Annotated in this window: 9 protein-coding genes; 5 read left to right on the forward strand and 4 right to left on the reverse strand. The window is 63.7% G+C overall.

The features are described 5' to 3' along the window. The first annotated feature begins 121 nt into the window (after positions 1–121). From RIN56_10255 to RIN56_10265, 3 genes are read left to right on the forward strand one after another with little or no spacing between them, the layout of a single operon-like run. On the forward strand, positions 122–1,582 hold the full coding sequence (locus tag RIN56_10255) for a menaquinone biosynthesis decarboxylase (protein MDR7867191.1): 1,461 nt from the start codon (positions 122–124) through the stop codon (positions 1,580–1,582). Further along, the gene (locus RIN56_10260) at positions 1,575–2,423 is read left to right on the forward strand and encodes a UbiA-like polyprenyltransferase (GenBank protein ID MDR7867192.1); all 849 of its coding nucleotides are present in this window, start codon (positions 1,575–1,577) and stop codon (positions 2,421–2,423) included. Before RIN56_10255 ends, RIN56_10260 begins: the two co-directional genes overlap by 8 nt. A gap of 58 nt (positions 2,424–2,481) precedes the next feature. Then, complete coding sequence (locus RIN56_10265; protein MDR7867193.1) at positions 2,482–3,636, forward strand: MFS transporter; 1,155 nt, start codon at positions 2,482–2,484, stop codon at positions 3,634–3,636. A gap of 187 nt (positions 3,637–3,823) precedes the next feature. Here the strand turns inward: RIN56_10265 and RIN56_10270 are convergent, their stop codons facing one another. From RIN56_10270 to RIN56_10285, 4 genes are all read right to left on the reverse strand, one after another. Continuing rightward, positions 3,824–4,324: a C40 family peptidase gene (locus RIN56_10270; protein MDR7867194.1), complete on the reverse strand. Its 501-nt coding sequence runs from the start codon at positions 4,322–4,324 to the stop codon at positions 3,824–3,826. Positions 4,325–4,612: 288 nt separating this feature from the next. Continuing rightward, positions 4,613–5,077, reverse strand: coding sequence for a GNAT family N-acetyltransferase (locus RIN56_10275; GenBank protein ID MDR7867195.1), 465 nt, complete (start codon positions 5,075–5,077; stop codon positions 4,613–4,615). A gap of 33 nt (positions 5,078–5,110) precedes the next feature. Further along, a complete protein-coding gene (gene fdhF / locus RIN56_10280; GenBank protein MDR7867196.1) occupies positions 5,111–7,789 on the reverse strand; it encodes a formate dehydrogenase subunit alpha in 2,679 nt (892 codons plus the stop codon). Positions 7,790–7,867: 78 nt separating this feature from the next. Further along, a complete protein-coding gene (locus RIN56_10285; protein MDR7867197.1) occupies positions 7,868–8,191 on the reverse strand; it encodes a hypothetical protein in 324 nt (107 codons plus the stop codon). Between the two features lie 627 nt (positions 8,192–8,818). Between RIN56_10285 and RIN56_10290 the strand changes: the two genes are divergently transcribed. Together RIN56_10290 and RIN56_10295 are read left to right on the forward strand one after the other, a co-directional pair. Further along, entirely contained in the window at positions 8,819–11,464 is a 2,646-nt protein-coding gene (locus RIN56_10290) for a valine--tRNA ligase (GenBank protein MDR7867198.1), read from the forward strand. Positions 11,465–11,539: 75 nt separating this feature from the next. Next, positions 11,540–12,823: a folylpolyglutamate synthase/dihydrofolate synthase family protein gene (locus RIN56_10295; protein MDR7867199.1), complete on the forward strand. Its 1,284-nt coding sequence runs from the start codon at positions 11,540–11,542 to the stop codon at positions 12,821–12,823. The last annotated feature ends 31 nt before the right edge of the window (positions 12,824–12,854 follow it).

A 12,854-nucleotide genomic window follows, 5' to 3' on the forward strand; every position in this document is an offset into this window, starting at 1 on the left:
GCGGGAGCTTGCTTGCGTACGTTCCGAGTACGCGGCGCGGCGCTTCCTCGACCTGCCTTGCATCTGGGCACTGCTGAACGGCCGCGACGCATTAAAGACCGAAAGACCGGGGGAGTTTTAATTGGCATATAACGATTTGCGCGAATTCATCGCCGCTCTTGAAGCCCGCGGCTGGTTGAAGCGCATTCGCCAGCCGGTGGACTGCGAGCTGGAGATAACCGAGATAACCGACCGGGTGTCGAAGCTGAGCGGCGAAAAAAATGTCGCCCTGTTGTTCGAGAATGTGAAGGGCTACGATGTCCCGGTGCTGATGAATGCTTTCGGCAGCATGGAGCGGATGGCGCTGGCCCTCGGTGTGGACAAGGTGGACGATATCGCCGGCGAGATCCGTGACCTGTTAAAGCTGCCGTACGTTTCCCTGCAGAGCAAGCTCGACCTTATTAAGCTCATTCCCGCCGCCAAGCGGGCGATCAATTTCCCGAAGTATGTAAAGACCGGCCCCTGCAAAGAGGTCATCATCAAGGACAAGCCTTCGTTGGCCAAGTTTCCGGTGCTGAAGTGCTGGCCGGGTGACGCCGGCCCGTTCATCACGCTGCCGCTGGTGTTTACGAAGAACCCGCGCACCGGCAAGCGCAATGTGGGCATGTATCGCATGCAGGTGTACGACGAGACGACGACCGGGATGCACTGGCATGTGCACAAGGGCGGCGCCGACAATTACCGCGCCCACCGCGAGCTTGGCAAGGACCGTATCGAGGTGGCGGTGGCCATCGGCGGCGATCCGGCGGTGACTTACGCCGCAACCGCGCCGTTGCCGCCGAATATCGACGAGATGATTTTCGCCGGCTTCCTGCGCCGCAAACCGGTGGAGCTGGTGAAGTGCGAGACGGTGGATATCGAGGTGCCGGCGACGGCGGAGATCGTGCTCGAAGGCTATGTCATGATTGACGAAATCAGACGGGAGGGGCCGTTCGGCGACCATACCGGTTATTATTCGCTCGCCGACGATTATCCCGTTTTTCACCTCACCTGCATAACCCACCGCAAGAATCCGATTTATCCGGCCACCATCGTCGGCAAGCCGCCGATGGAGGACTGCTTCATGGCCAAGGCGACCGAGCGGATATTCCTGCCGCTGCTTCAGCAGGTGCTGCCGGAGGTCGTCGACATCAACCTGCCGCTGGAGGGCGTTTTCCACAACTGCGCGGTGCTGGCCATCAAGAAGAGCTACCCGCAGCACGCCAAGAAGGTGATGCACGCCGTGTGGGGCCTCGGTCAGATGATGTTTACGAAGATGATCATCGTTGTGGATGCCCATGTGAATGTGCAGGATATGAACGAGGTTTGGTGGCGGGTTTTCAACAATATCGACGCCCGCCGCGATATCGTGCTGGCCGACGGACCGCTGGACGCCCTCGACCACTCTTCGCCCATGCCCCACTGGGGGACGAAGATGGGGATCGACGCGACCAAGACATGGCCGGAGGAGGGCAATACGCGGGAGTGGCCGGACGAAATAGTTATGACGCCGGCAGTGAAGAGCCGGATCGACGGGATATGGAAGGATCTTGGCCTTGGGTAAGCTGAAATCTCACCTCGACAATATCGCTTTTTCCCACTCGGTGTTCGCGCTGCCGTTCGCGTATATGGGCGCTTTCCTCGCCGCCGGCGGCTTTCCCGGCGGCGGCGATCTTTTCTGGATAACGGTGGCGATGGTGGGCGCCCGCAGCGCGGCGCTGGCGCTCAACAATCTCATCGATCTGAAATTCGACAGGCTTCATCCCCGCTTCACCGCCCGGCCGATGGTAACCGGCGCCGTGAAGCGCTGGGAGGCGGCGCTGTTTATCGCCGTCAGCCTGGCGGTCTTTATTTACGCCGCCTATCAGCTCCATCCGCTGGCCCGCACGCTGTGGCCGCTGGCGGTCGTGCCTTTTGTCGTCTATCCTTACATGAAGCGGTTTTCGTGGACCTGCCACCTGGTGCTGGGGGTGGCCCTTGCCGGCGCGCCGGTGGGGGGCTGGATCGCCGTCCGCGGCGAACTGACCGCGCCGGTGATGCTGCTGGCGGCGGCGGTGGGCGTGTGGATCGCGGCGTTCGATGTCATTTACGGCTGCCAGGATGTGGCCTTCGATAAGGCCCACGGGCTGCATTCCATGCCGGTGAGGTTCGGCGTGGCCGGCGCCCTGCGGCTGGCCCGGCTGATGCATGTCGCGAGCGTGGCCGCTTTCGCCGCGGCGGGGTGGCTGGCCGGTCTCGGCCCCTGGTACTACGCCGGGGTGGCGGTAGCGGCGGGCGTGCTCGTCTACCAGCACAGCATTGTGACCGCCGAAGATCTCAGCCGCGTTACCCAGAGATATTTCCTGCGCAACGGGCTGGTGGGGATGGCGATTTTCCTGTTCACGGTGCTGAGCCTCAGCCTGTAGCGCCACCGGCCGGCCGGGAGGCGGCGCAAGACGGGGTTTCCCGGAGAGGGGATCGAAAATGCCGACAATGCGGCGCGGGGTCATCCTCGGCGCGTCTATTTGGCTCCACTGGTTTTCCCTTTTTGCCTACCTGCCCATCGTGCCTACATATGCCAAGGATCTCGGCGCCAGCTACCAGATGATCGGTGTCATCCTCGGCTCGTACGGCTTCACGCAGATGGCTCTCCGGCTGCCGCTCGGCATCGCGGCCGACCGGCTGGGCAGGCGGCGTGTTTTCCTGGTGGCCGGCGCGGCGCTCTGCATCGTCAGCGCCTTCGGCATGTGGCTGATCCGCGACGCTGTCGCGCTGCTGATTTTCCGGATGCTGTCGGGGGTGGCGGCGACGGTGTGGGTCGTCCAGTCGGTGCTGTTCGCCAGCTATTACTCCCAGACGGAGGCGGCTAAAGCGATGGGCCTGGTTTCGGCGGTCGTCATCTGCGGCGAGATGGTGGCGATGCTGATCGGCGGGGCCGTCGCCGAATACTACGGCCAGGAGCAGACCTTCCTGCTGGCCGCCGTGGTCGGGGTGGGGGCGCTGGTTTTGTGCCTGGCCATCCGCGAACCGGACGAGCTCAGGTCGGCGGCGCCGCTGCGGCTGGCGGAGGCGGCGGCGATCGCCCGTGACCGCGGCCTTGGCCTGGCGTCGATCATCGGCTTCATCGTCCAGGCGATGTCTTATGCGACGTCGTTCGGTTTTGTGCCGCTCGTCGCCAAGAACCTCGGCGCGAGCTACGCCGAGATCGGGCTGCTGCCGACGGTCTATATGCTGCCGGGGATGCTGGCCTCGATGTTCAGCGGCACCTTGTTTCTGAAGCATTTCAGCGAACGCGCCCAGACGGTCGCCGGCCTGCTGATGATGACTGCCTCGTGCGCGCTTGTTCCCGCGGTATCCGGCCTGCCGGCGCTTTTTCTTCTCCAGTTTATCGGCGGCTTCGGACGCGGGGTGGTCTACCCGCTGCTGATGGTGCTCTGCCTCCGCGATATCGATCCCGGCCGCAAGGCTACGGCGATGGGCTTTTTCCAGGCCGCGTACGGGATGGGGATGTTCGTGGGGCCGCTCGCGGTCGGCGAACTGAGCCAGACGGCCGGGCTGGACTGGGGCTTCTGGGCGGTCGGCCTGATAGGCCTGCTCGGCGCGGCGGTGTCATTTGCCGTAACTCCAAGGAAGGAATAATAAGCGAGGCCCGTACATTGTACGGGCCTTGAAACTTTTTCGGCGCTATGCAGCTAAAGCTAAAGGCGGTTCAGAAGCCCCTAGATGCAAGGCGCACCGGAAAAGCGCGCCGCGCCGCGTACTCGCATGTACGCAAGCAAGCGCTTTGAGGAGCAACGCCGCAGATGGGGGCTTATCAACCGCCGAGTTATAGGATCCGGCGGGCGCCTAGGTAGCGGGGCTTCCAATATATATCCCCCAGCGACGATACTATGACGCCTTTGCTCGACGAGGCGTGGATGAATTTGCCGTCCCCGACGAAGATGCCGACATGGGAGGCGCCTTTTTCGGTGGTAGTGAAGAAGACGAGGTCGCCGGGGGCGAGGTCTTTGGGCTTTACGGCTTTGCCGGTTTCGTACTGTTTGTCGGCGGAGCGGGGTAGCTTTTTGCCGTGCTCGTTATAGACGAACATGACGAAGCCGGAGCAGTCGAAGCCTTTGGGTGAGGCGCCGCCGTACTTGTAGGGCACGCCTTTGTATTTCTGGGCGGTGGCGACGATATCCTTGCCTTTGGGCGGCTTGGGGGGCAGGGCGGGCTTGGCGGCGGCGGGTGCGGGGACGGCGGCGGGCAGAGGCTGAGCCGCGCCGGCGACAGGGGAGCCGGCGGTCAGGAAAACGGCCGCGATCATTATGGCAAACGCTTTTTTCACCATACCCCTCCTTTCCCACTTGATGACAAAAACAGCGATATACTGACTTATTTCGCCGATATGGCTAAATTTACCTGCAAGCATAAAGCAGCCCGCACCATGAGGTGCGGGCATCCGCTTATAGACAAAGTCAGACTGGTGAGAAAGGTCCAGATGCAAGGCGCACCGGAAGAGCGCGCCGCGCCGCGTACTTTGGGACGTACGCAAGCAAGCGCTCTGAGGAGCAACGCCGCAGATGGGCCTTTCTCACCAGTCTGAGGCCCGCACTTTGAGGTGCGGGCCTGTGCGTCAGAGGATCAGTTCCAGGAAAAGCGTTCCGGGTATGGGGTTATGGCAGTAAGGCTCGATGGGTTCGAAGCCGAGGGCGGTGTACATGGCGATGGCGGCATCCATGCCGGGGACGGTGTCGAGGCGCATGCTGCGGTAGCCCCGGCGGCGGGCCTCGACGATTATCGCCTCGGCGAGCAGTCTGCCGTAGCCTTTGCCGCGGCAGGCGGGCCGGACGTAGAGGCGTTTCATCTCGCAGACGCCGCCCGCCAGCGGCCTGAGCGCGACGCAGCCGGCCGCCCCCGCGCGGTCGGTCAGCAGGAGCAGGGCGCCGTCCGGCGGGGCGTATTTGCCGGGCAGGGACGCGAGCTCGTCTGCGAAGCCTTGGAAGTCGAGGGCGAAGGGGAGGGAGGCGGCGTATTCGCCGAACAATTCGCGGATGGCATCGAGATGTCTGGCCGCGGTGATGGAGATAATAGCAGGCATGGAAAAGCTCCTTTTTTGCCGCAGATGGATTCTTTAGGCGCCCGTAACCCTCACGGCGCAGACTTTGTATTCGTAGGTCTTTGTGACCTTGTCGTACGCGCCGCTGGTGATCTCGTTGGTGGGGGTGTCGGGGAAGTGGAAGGACATCCACACCACTCCGGGCGGCACGGCGTCGGTGACCCACGTTTTGGCGCGCACGCTGCCCCGGCGGGAGGAGACTGTGGCGGTGTCGCCTTCGGCCAGGCCGAGGGCGGCGGCGTCTTCGGGGTGGACCATGACCCGCTCTTCCGGGCGGTGGGCGGTGAGGTGCTTGGCGTGGCGGTGGGTGGAGACATTGTAGTGGTAGAGGATGCGGCCGGTGGTGAGGAGGAGGGGGTATTCGTCGTCAGGCACCTCGGCGGGGGGCTCGTAGTCGATGGGCTGGAAGTAGCCGAGGCCGCAGGTGAACTGCCCGTCCTGGTGGAGGAACTGCGTGCCGGGGTGGTCGGCGGCGGGCACCGGCCACTGCAGGCCGTTTTCTTCGAGGCGGGGGTAGGTGACGCCGGCGTAGGAGGGGGTGAGGGCGGCGATCTCGGCCATGATTTCTGCCGGCGCGCCGTAGTCCATCGGATAGCCGAAGCGGGTGGCGAGCTCGCAGATTATCCGCCAGTCGGGGCGGCTGCCGCCGATGGGCTCGATGGCCTGGCGGACGCGCTGGACGCGGCGCTCGGTGTTGGTGAAGGTGCCTTCCTTTTCGGCGAAGCTGGCGGCTGGCAGGACGACGTCGGCCAGTTTGGCGGTTTCGGTGAGGAAGAGGTTCTGGCAGACGAGGAAGTCGAGGCTTTCGAGCCCTTTTCTCACATGATGGGCGTTGGCGTCGGAGAGGACGGGGTCTTCGCCCATGATGAACATTGCTTTGAGGTCGCCGCGGACGGCGGCGTCGAACATGTCGGGCAGGGTGTGGCCGGGCTTTTCCGGCACGGCAGCGCCCCAGGCGGCGGCGAATTTTTGGCGGATGTCGGGCCATTTGACTTGCTGGTAGCCGGGGAGGACGTTGGGGAGCGCGCCCATGTCGCAGGCGCCCTGGACGTTATTTTGGCCGCGGAGGGGGTTGACGCCGGCGGCCGGTTTGCCGACGTTGCCGGTGAGCATGGCCAGGTTGGCGAGGCTCATGACGTTGTCGGTGCCCGAGGTGTGCTCGGTGATGCCGAGGGTGTAGAAGATGCCGGCCCGCTCGGCGGTGGCGTAAAGTTTGGCGGCCTCGTAAAGAAGGTGCGCAGGCACGCCGGTGATTTTTTCGACATGGTCGGGCGGGTATTTTTCGGCGACGGCGGCGACGGCTTCAAAGCCGGTGGTGCATTTGCCGATGAAGGCGGCGTCGTGCCAGCCGTTTTTGATGATGATGTGGAGGAGGCCGTTGATGAGGGCGACGTCGGTGCCGGGCCGGAGGCGCAGCCAGACGTGGGCGGCGGCGGCCAGCTCGGTTTTGCGCGGGTCGGCGACGATGAGTTTGGCGCCTTTGGCGAGGGCCTGGCGCATTTTGGCGCCGATGATGGGGTGGGCTTCCGGGGGGTTGGCGCCGATGACGAACATCACCTGATTGTCAGGGATTTCGCCGATGGAGTTTGTCATGGCGCCGGAGCCGAAGGATGTGGCCAGACCGGCCACGGTGGGGCTGTGTCAGGTACGGGCGCAGTGGTCGACATTGTTGGTGCCGACCGCCGCGCGCATGAATTTCTGCAGCAGGTAGTTTTCTTCGTTGGTGCAGCGGGCCGAGCTGAGGGCGGCGATAGCGTCGGGGCCGTGGGCGGCTTTGATGCCGGCCAGCTTTTCGGCGACAAGGCCGAGGGCTTCGTCCCAGGTGGTTTCGACAAATTCGCCGTCCTTTTTGACGAGCGGGCTTGTCAGACGGTCGGGACTGTGGACGTAGTCGGTGCCGAAGCGGCCTTTGACGCACAGCAGTCGGCCGTTGACGACGCTGGTTTCGTTGGAGGTGACGCCGATTATTTTGCCGTTCTTGACGTTGAGGTCGAAGTTGCAGCCGACGCCGCAGAAGGGGCAGGTTGTCTTGATCTTTTTGTCGGGCAGCCCGGTGCCGTACAGCGGTTTTTCGGTGAGCGCCCCGGTGGGGCAGGCGGAGACGCAGGTGCCGCAGAAGACGCAGCTCGACTGGTCCATGCCGCTGTCGAAGGCGGGGGTGACTTTGCTGACAAAGCCGCGCTCCGTCCATTCGAGGACGTTGCAGCACTGGATTTCTTTGCAGACCCGCACGCAGCGGCCGCACAGGACGCATTTCTCGTTGTCGCGGATGATGAAGGGGTTGCTGTCGTCAAGCTCGTAATGGCGGCGTTCGCCGCGGAAGCGGATGTCGCGCACCCCCAGGTCGAGGGCGAGGCGCTGCAGCTCGCAGCGCAGATTGCTCTGGCAGGTGAGACAGTCGGCGGGATGGTTGGCGAGCAGCATTTCGACGACCATCTGGCGGGCTTCGCGGATATCGGGGGTATCGGTGCGGACGACCATGCCCTCGGCCGCCGGATGGGTACAGGCGGTGGTGAGGCTGCGCAGGCCAGCGATCTCGACGAGGCAGACGCGGCAGCAGCCTTCGGGGGTGAGGTCGGCGAGGTGGCAGAGGGTGGGGATATCGATGCCGAGCAAGCGGGCGGCCCCGAGCACGGTGGTGCCGGGCGGGACGCTGATCTGGCGGCCGTCGATTGTGAGGGTGATTTTATCCATCAGCTACGCTCCTTGCAGGTATTTGGTCCAACATATCCAGCTATTATTCGCCGTTTCCGGGAAAAAACCTGCGGGGGGTCAGACGCTTGCCGGCGGCGCGGCCGTGAGGTCGCCGTCGGCCGGCGGGGCGGCGACTTTGACGATCAAGGAGCGGAGATAAGCGATATAGGCCCACAGGATGCCAAGACCTATTAATAACATTACAGCGAGTAAAACGCTTTCCGGCATGTTAATAAAAAAGACTACAACGCCGACAAGGAATGAGGCCGGGATGCATATGACCCAGAAACGGATGGTCAAGGGCACTTGCAGGCAGATGTAGCGTTCGAGGAAATTCTTGCCGTCGCCACGGCTGTTGGCTTGAAAGCAGACGGTGGCGGTGACGGCCTGGATGGCCGCCAAGAAGAAAAAGCCGAATATTTTCAGCGTTGTACTTGGGAACTGACCGTTTATTGTATGAAAAAAAACTATACATAAATAACAGATTAGATAGAGCATTTTCTGCTTCTCGGTGAGGCTGCCTCGCCGAAGTTCTTCCGCCAGGGCATGGATGTTCCAAAAATACATTACCGCACCTCCCTGAGTATTCTTTCTACAAATTATACCAGATTATTGGCACGTTTGCATAATTTTACCATGGAAGGCCGGCCGTCCACTCGCGCCAAAACTTGACAACGGCATGGTGGCAGGGTATATTTTATCTATATAAGTTGACACCGATACAAGCGAGGACGGGAAGGAGTACACCGGACCGGCCGGCGCAGAGAAGGGGCCCATCGGCTGCGAGGCCCCGCGGCGCGGGCGGTGGAAGTCGTCCCCGAGCCGCGGCGCCGAAGAGCGGTAGGCGCTGCCGGGAGGCCCCGTTATCGGCCGCGCGAGCCGGCGCTGTTTTGCGCCGGGAAAAAAGGTGGTACCACGGAGGCGGAAGCTTTCGTCCTTGCGGACGGAGGCTTTTTTATTTGCTCAAAAGGTTATTCTAAAAGAAGTGTGCGAGCCGGCAGCCGGCTCCCTTTAAGGAGGAACGCAACTATGGAGAAAAATATCCCTACAGTTTATGACCCGAAGGAAGTCGAAGAAAAATGGTATAAGCACTGGGAGGACAATGGCCTGTTCCACGCCGAGCCGGATACGGGCAAGAAGCCTTACAGCATCGTCATCCCGCCCCCCAACGTCACCGGCCAGCTGCACATGGGCCACGCCCTCGACAACACCCTCCAGGATGTGCTCATCCGTTTCCGGCGCATGCAGGGCTACGAGGCGCTGTGGATGCCCGGCTCCGATCACGCCGGCATCGCCACCCAGATCAAGGTGGAGGAGGTGCTGGCCAAGGAGGGGGTGAGCCGCTACGACCTGGGACGGGAGGCGTTCATCGACCGGGTGTGGGAGTGGAAGCACGAATACGGCGGCCGCATCATCAATCAGCTCAAGCGCCTGGGCGCGTCGTGCGACTGGCAGCGGGAGCGGTTTACGATGGACGAGGGCTGCTCGGCGGCGGTGCGCGAGGTTTTCGTGTCGCTGTACGAGAAGGGGCTTATCTACCAGGGCAACCGCATCACCAACTGGTGCCCGCGCTGCAACACCGCGCTGAGCGATATCGAGGTGGAGCACGAGGAGAAACCGGGCAACCTTTATCATGTCCGCTACCCGCTGGAGGGGCGCCCGGACGAATATGTGACCGTGGCCACCACCCGGCCGGAGACCATCCTCGGCGATACCGCGGTGGCCGTCCATCCCGAGGATAAGCGCTACCGCCATCTTATCGGCCAGTATCTCATCCTGCCGGTCGTCGGCCGCCGCCTGCCGATCGTGGCCGACGAGTACGTCGACCCGTCGTTCGGCACCGGGGCGGTGAAGGTGACGCCGGCCCACGACCCCAACGACTTCGACATGGGCCTTCGCCACCAACTGCCGCAGGTGGTCGTCATCGCCCCCGACGGCACGATGACGGCCGAGGCGGGCAAGTACGCCGGCCTGGACCGCTACGAGTGCCGCAAGGCGCTGATCAGCGATCTCAAGGAGCTGGGCAATCTCGTCAAGATCGATGAGCATATGCACGCTGTCGGCCACTGCCAGCGCTGCGCGACGGTGGTCGAGCCGCTGGTTTCCAAGCAGTGGTTCGTGCGCATGCAGCCGCTGGCCGAGCCGGCGATCGCGGCGGTTACCTCGGGGCGGATCAAGTTCGTGCCGGAAAGGTTCACCCGCGTGTATATCAACTGGCTGGAGAACATCCGCGACTGGTGCATCTCCCGCCAGATCTGGTGGGGCCACCGCATCCCCGCCTGGTACTGCGAAGGGTGCGGCGAGACGATCGTCTCCCGCGAGGATATCACCGTCTGCCCGAAGTGCGGCGGCAAGGCGGAACAGGACCCCGACGTCCTCGACACCTGGTTCAGTTCGGCGCTGTGGCCGTTCTCGACGATGGGCTGGCCGAAAAAGACGCGCGAGCTGGGGTATTTCTACCCGACGAGTGTGCTGGTGACCGGCTACGACATCATCTTCTTCTGGGTGGCGCGGATGATTTTCATGGGTCTGGAGTTCATGGATAACATTCCCTTCGAGCACGTTTTCATCCACGGCCTGGTGCGCGACGGCGAGGGCCGCAAGATGTCGAAGTCGCTCGGCAACGGCATCGATCCTCTCGACGTTATCGAGAAGTACGGCGCCGACACGCTCAGGTTCACGCTCATGACCGGCAACACGCCCGGCAACGATATGCGCTTTTACTGGGAGCGGGTGGAGTCGAGCCGCAACTTCGCCAATAAGATCTGGAACGCTTCGCGGTTCGTGCTGATGAACCTGGAGGGCTTCGATCCGGCCAAGGCGCCCGGCGCTTACACGCTGGCCGACCGCTGGATACTGAGCCGCTATGCCCGCACCGCGGCCGAGGTGACCGCCAACCTGGAGAGATTCGAGCTGGGCGAGGCGGCCCGCAGCCTGTACGAGTTCATCTGGAACGAGTATTGCGACTGGTACATCGAGACCGCCAAGGCGCGCCTCTATGACAAGGAGGCCGCCGCCGCCAGGGGCACCGCTCAGTATGTGCTGTGGTACGTGCTGGGGAATACTCTCAAGTTGCTCCATCCCTTCATGCCGTTCATCAGCGAGGCTATCTGGCAGCACCTGCCCCACGAGGGCGAGAGCATCGTCAGGGCGGCGTGGCCGGCGCCGCCGGCCGGGCTGGCGGATGATGCCGCCGAGGCGAATATGGGCACAATTATGGAGACCATCAAGGCTATCCGCAATATGCGGGCCGAGGTCAACGTGCCGCCAGGCAAGAAGAGCGAGGTCATTTTGCTGGCCGCCGCCGAGCAGCAGGCGGTGCTGGCCGCCAACGCCCAGTATGTGCGCACGCTGGCCGCCGCCGAACCGGTGACGGTGCTGCCGCTGGCGACGGCCGCTAAGCCGGAGAACGCGATGACGGCGGTGGTGAGCGGGGTGGAGGTTTATTTGCCGCTCCGCGGCCTGATCGACGTGGAGAAGGAGACGGCCCGCCTCGGCAAGGAACGGGAGAGCCTCGAGAAGGAGGTCGCCCGCGTGGCCGGCAAGCTGGCCAACGAGAGCTTCGTGGCCAAGGCGCCGGCCGAGGTTATCGAGAAGGAGCGGGCCAAGGAGCGCGAGTACCGCGAGAAGCTCGCGGCCATCAGCGAGCGGCTGGAGTATCTGGCGAAGATATAGGAGCTGAAAAGGCCGTAGCCCCCAATATACATTATTATTTCCTAACTGGCTACAATACCTGGAGGATGTGACCGTATGACCTACGAACAGGCGCTGGCGTATCTCGCCACACTGGGCAAGTTCGGGATGAATTTCGGCCTGGGGAGGATCGAGAAGCTGCTAGCGCTGATGGGCAATCCCGAGCGGTGCTACAGGACCGTCCATGTGACCGGCACAAACGGCAAGGGCTCGACGGCGGCGATGCTGGCCGCCATCCTCCGCGCCGCGGGCATCCGCGCCGGCCTATACACGTCGCCCCATCTGAGCGACTACACCGAACGGTTCGTTGTGGGCGGCGAGCCGATAGGCCGCGAGGAGCTGGCGGCGGCGCTCGGCCATACCCGCGGCTTCGTGGACGCCATGGTGGCGGAGGGCTGGGAGCACCCGACCGAGTTCGAGGTGCTGACCGCGGCCGCTTTCCATTATTTCGCGGCCGCGGGCGTGGAATACGCGGTAATCGAGGTCGGCCTGGGCGGCCTGCTCGATTCGACCAACGTGATAACGCCGGCCGTGTCGGTTATCACCAATGTCGCCCTGGAGCACACCGACCGCTGCGGCGATACGGTTGCTGAGATTGCCGCCCACAAAGCGGGCATAATCAAGCCGGGTGTGCCGGCGGTGACCGCCGCCCGCGGCGAGGCGCTCGACGTCATCAGGCGCGAGGCCGATGCCAAGGGGGCGCCGCTGGCGGTGCTGGGCCGCGATTTCTACGCCGAAGCGGCCGGGATGGATGGCTGGCGGCAGCAGGTGGCGTTTGTCAGCCGCCGCCACGGCGACCTGGGTCGCTTCGCAGTCTCCCTGCTCGGCCGCCATCAGGCCGAGAACGCGGCTGTGGCGATCATGGCGGCGCTGGTCCTGGCCGAGGGGGAGAATCGCATTTCTCCCGCCGCTGTCAGAGACGGCCTGGCCGCCGTCAACTGGCCGGGCCGCTTCGAGGTGGTGCCCGGCAGACCGCCGACGGTAATCGACGGCGCTCATAACCCGGCGGGCGCCGCTGTTCTCAGGGCTGCGCTGGACGAGGTTTTCCCCGGCCGGCCGGTGGTTTTCGTGCTCGGCATCCTCGCCGACAAGGATATCGCCGGCGTTACCGCGGCCCTTGTCCGCGCCGCCGACAGCGTCGTGGCCGTCAAGCCCCAGTCCGACCGGGCGGCCGAGCCGGCCGCGGTGCTGCGCGGCCTGGTGGCAGAGCGGTCCGCGGCGGTGGCAACGGTGGCCGAAGGGGTCGACCTGGCGCGGGAAATGGCCGGGCCGGACGGCCTGGTGTGCGTTGCCGGGTCGCTTTACCTCGTCGGCCCGGCGCGGGCTTACGTCATTTTATAGACAAACCGCGCTAGGTGGTCTATAATAATTG

This window comes from Sporomusaceae bacterium (assembly GCA_031460455.1).
Classification (GTDB): Bacteria; Bacillota; Negativicutes; order Sporomusales; family UBA7701; genus Anaeroselena.

Coding starts and splice junctions, on each gene's coding strand:
- RIN56_10265 (MDR7867193.1), top strand. CDS start 2,482: ATGCCGACAATGCGGCGCGGGGTCATCCTCGGCGCGTCTATTTGGCTC.
- RIN56_10275 (MDR7867195.1), bottom strand. CDS start 5,077: ATGCCTGCTATTATCTCCATCACCGCGGCCAGACATCTCGATGCCATC.
- RIN56_10290 (MDR7867198.1), top strand. CDS start 8,819: ATGGAGAAAAATATCCCTACAGTTTATGACCCGAAGGAAGTCGAAGAA.
- RIN56_10295 (MDR7867199.1), top strand. CDS start 11,540: ATGACCTACGAACAGGCGCTGGCGTATCTCGCCACACTGGGCAAGTTC.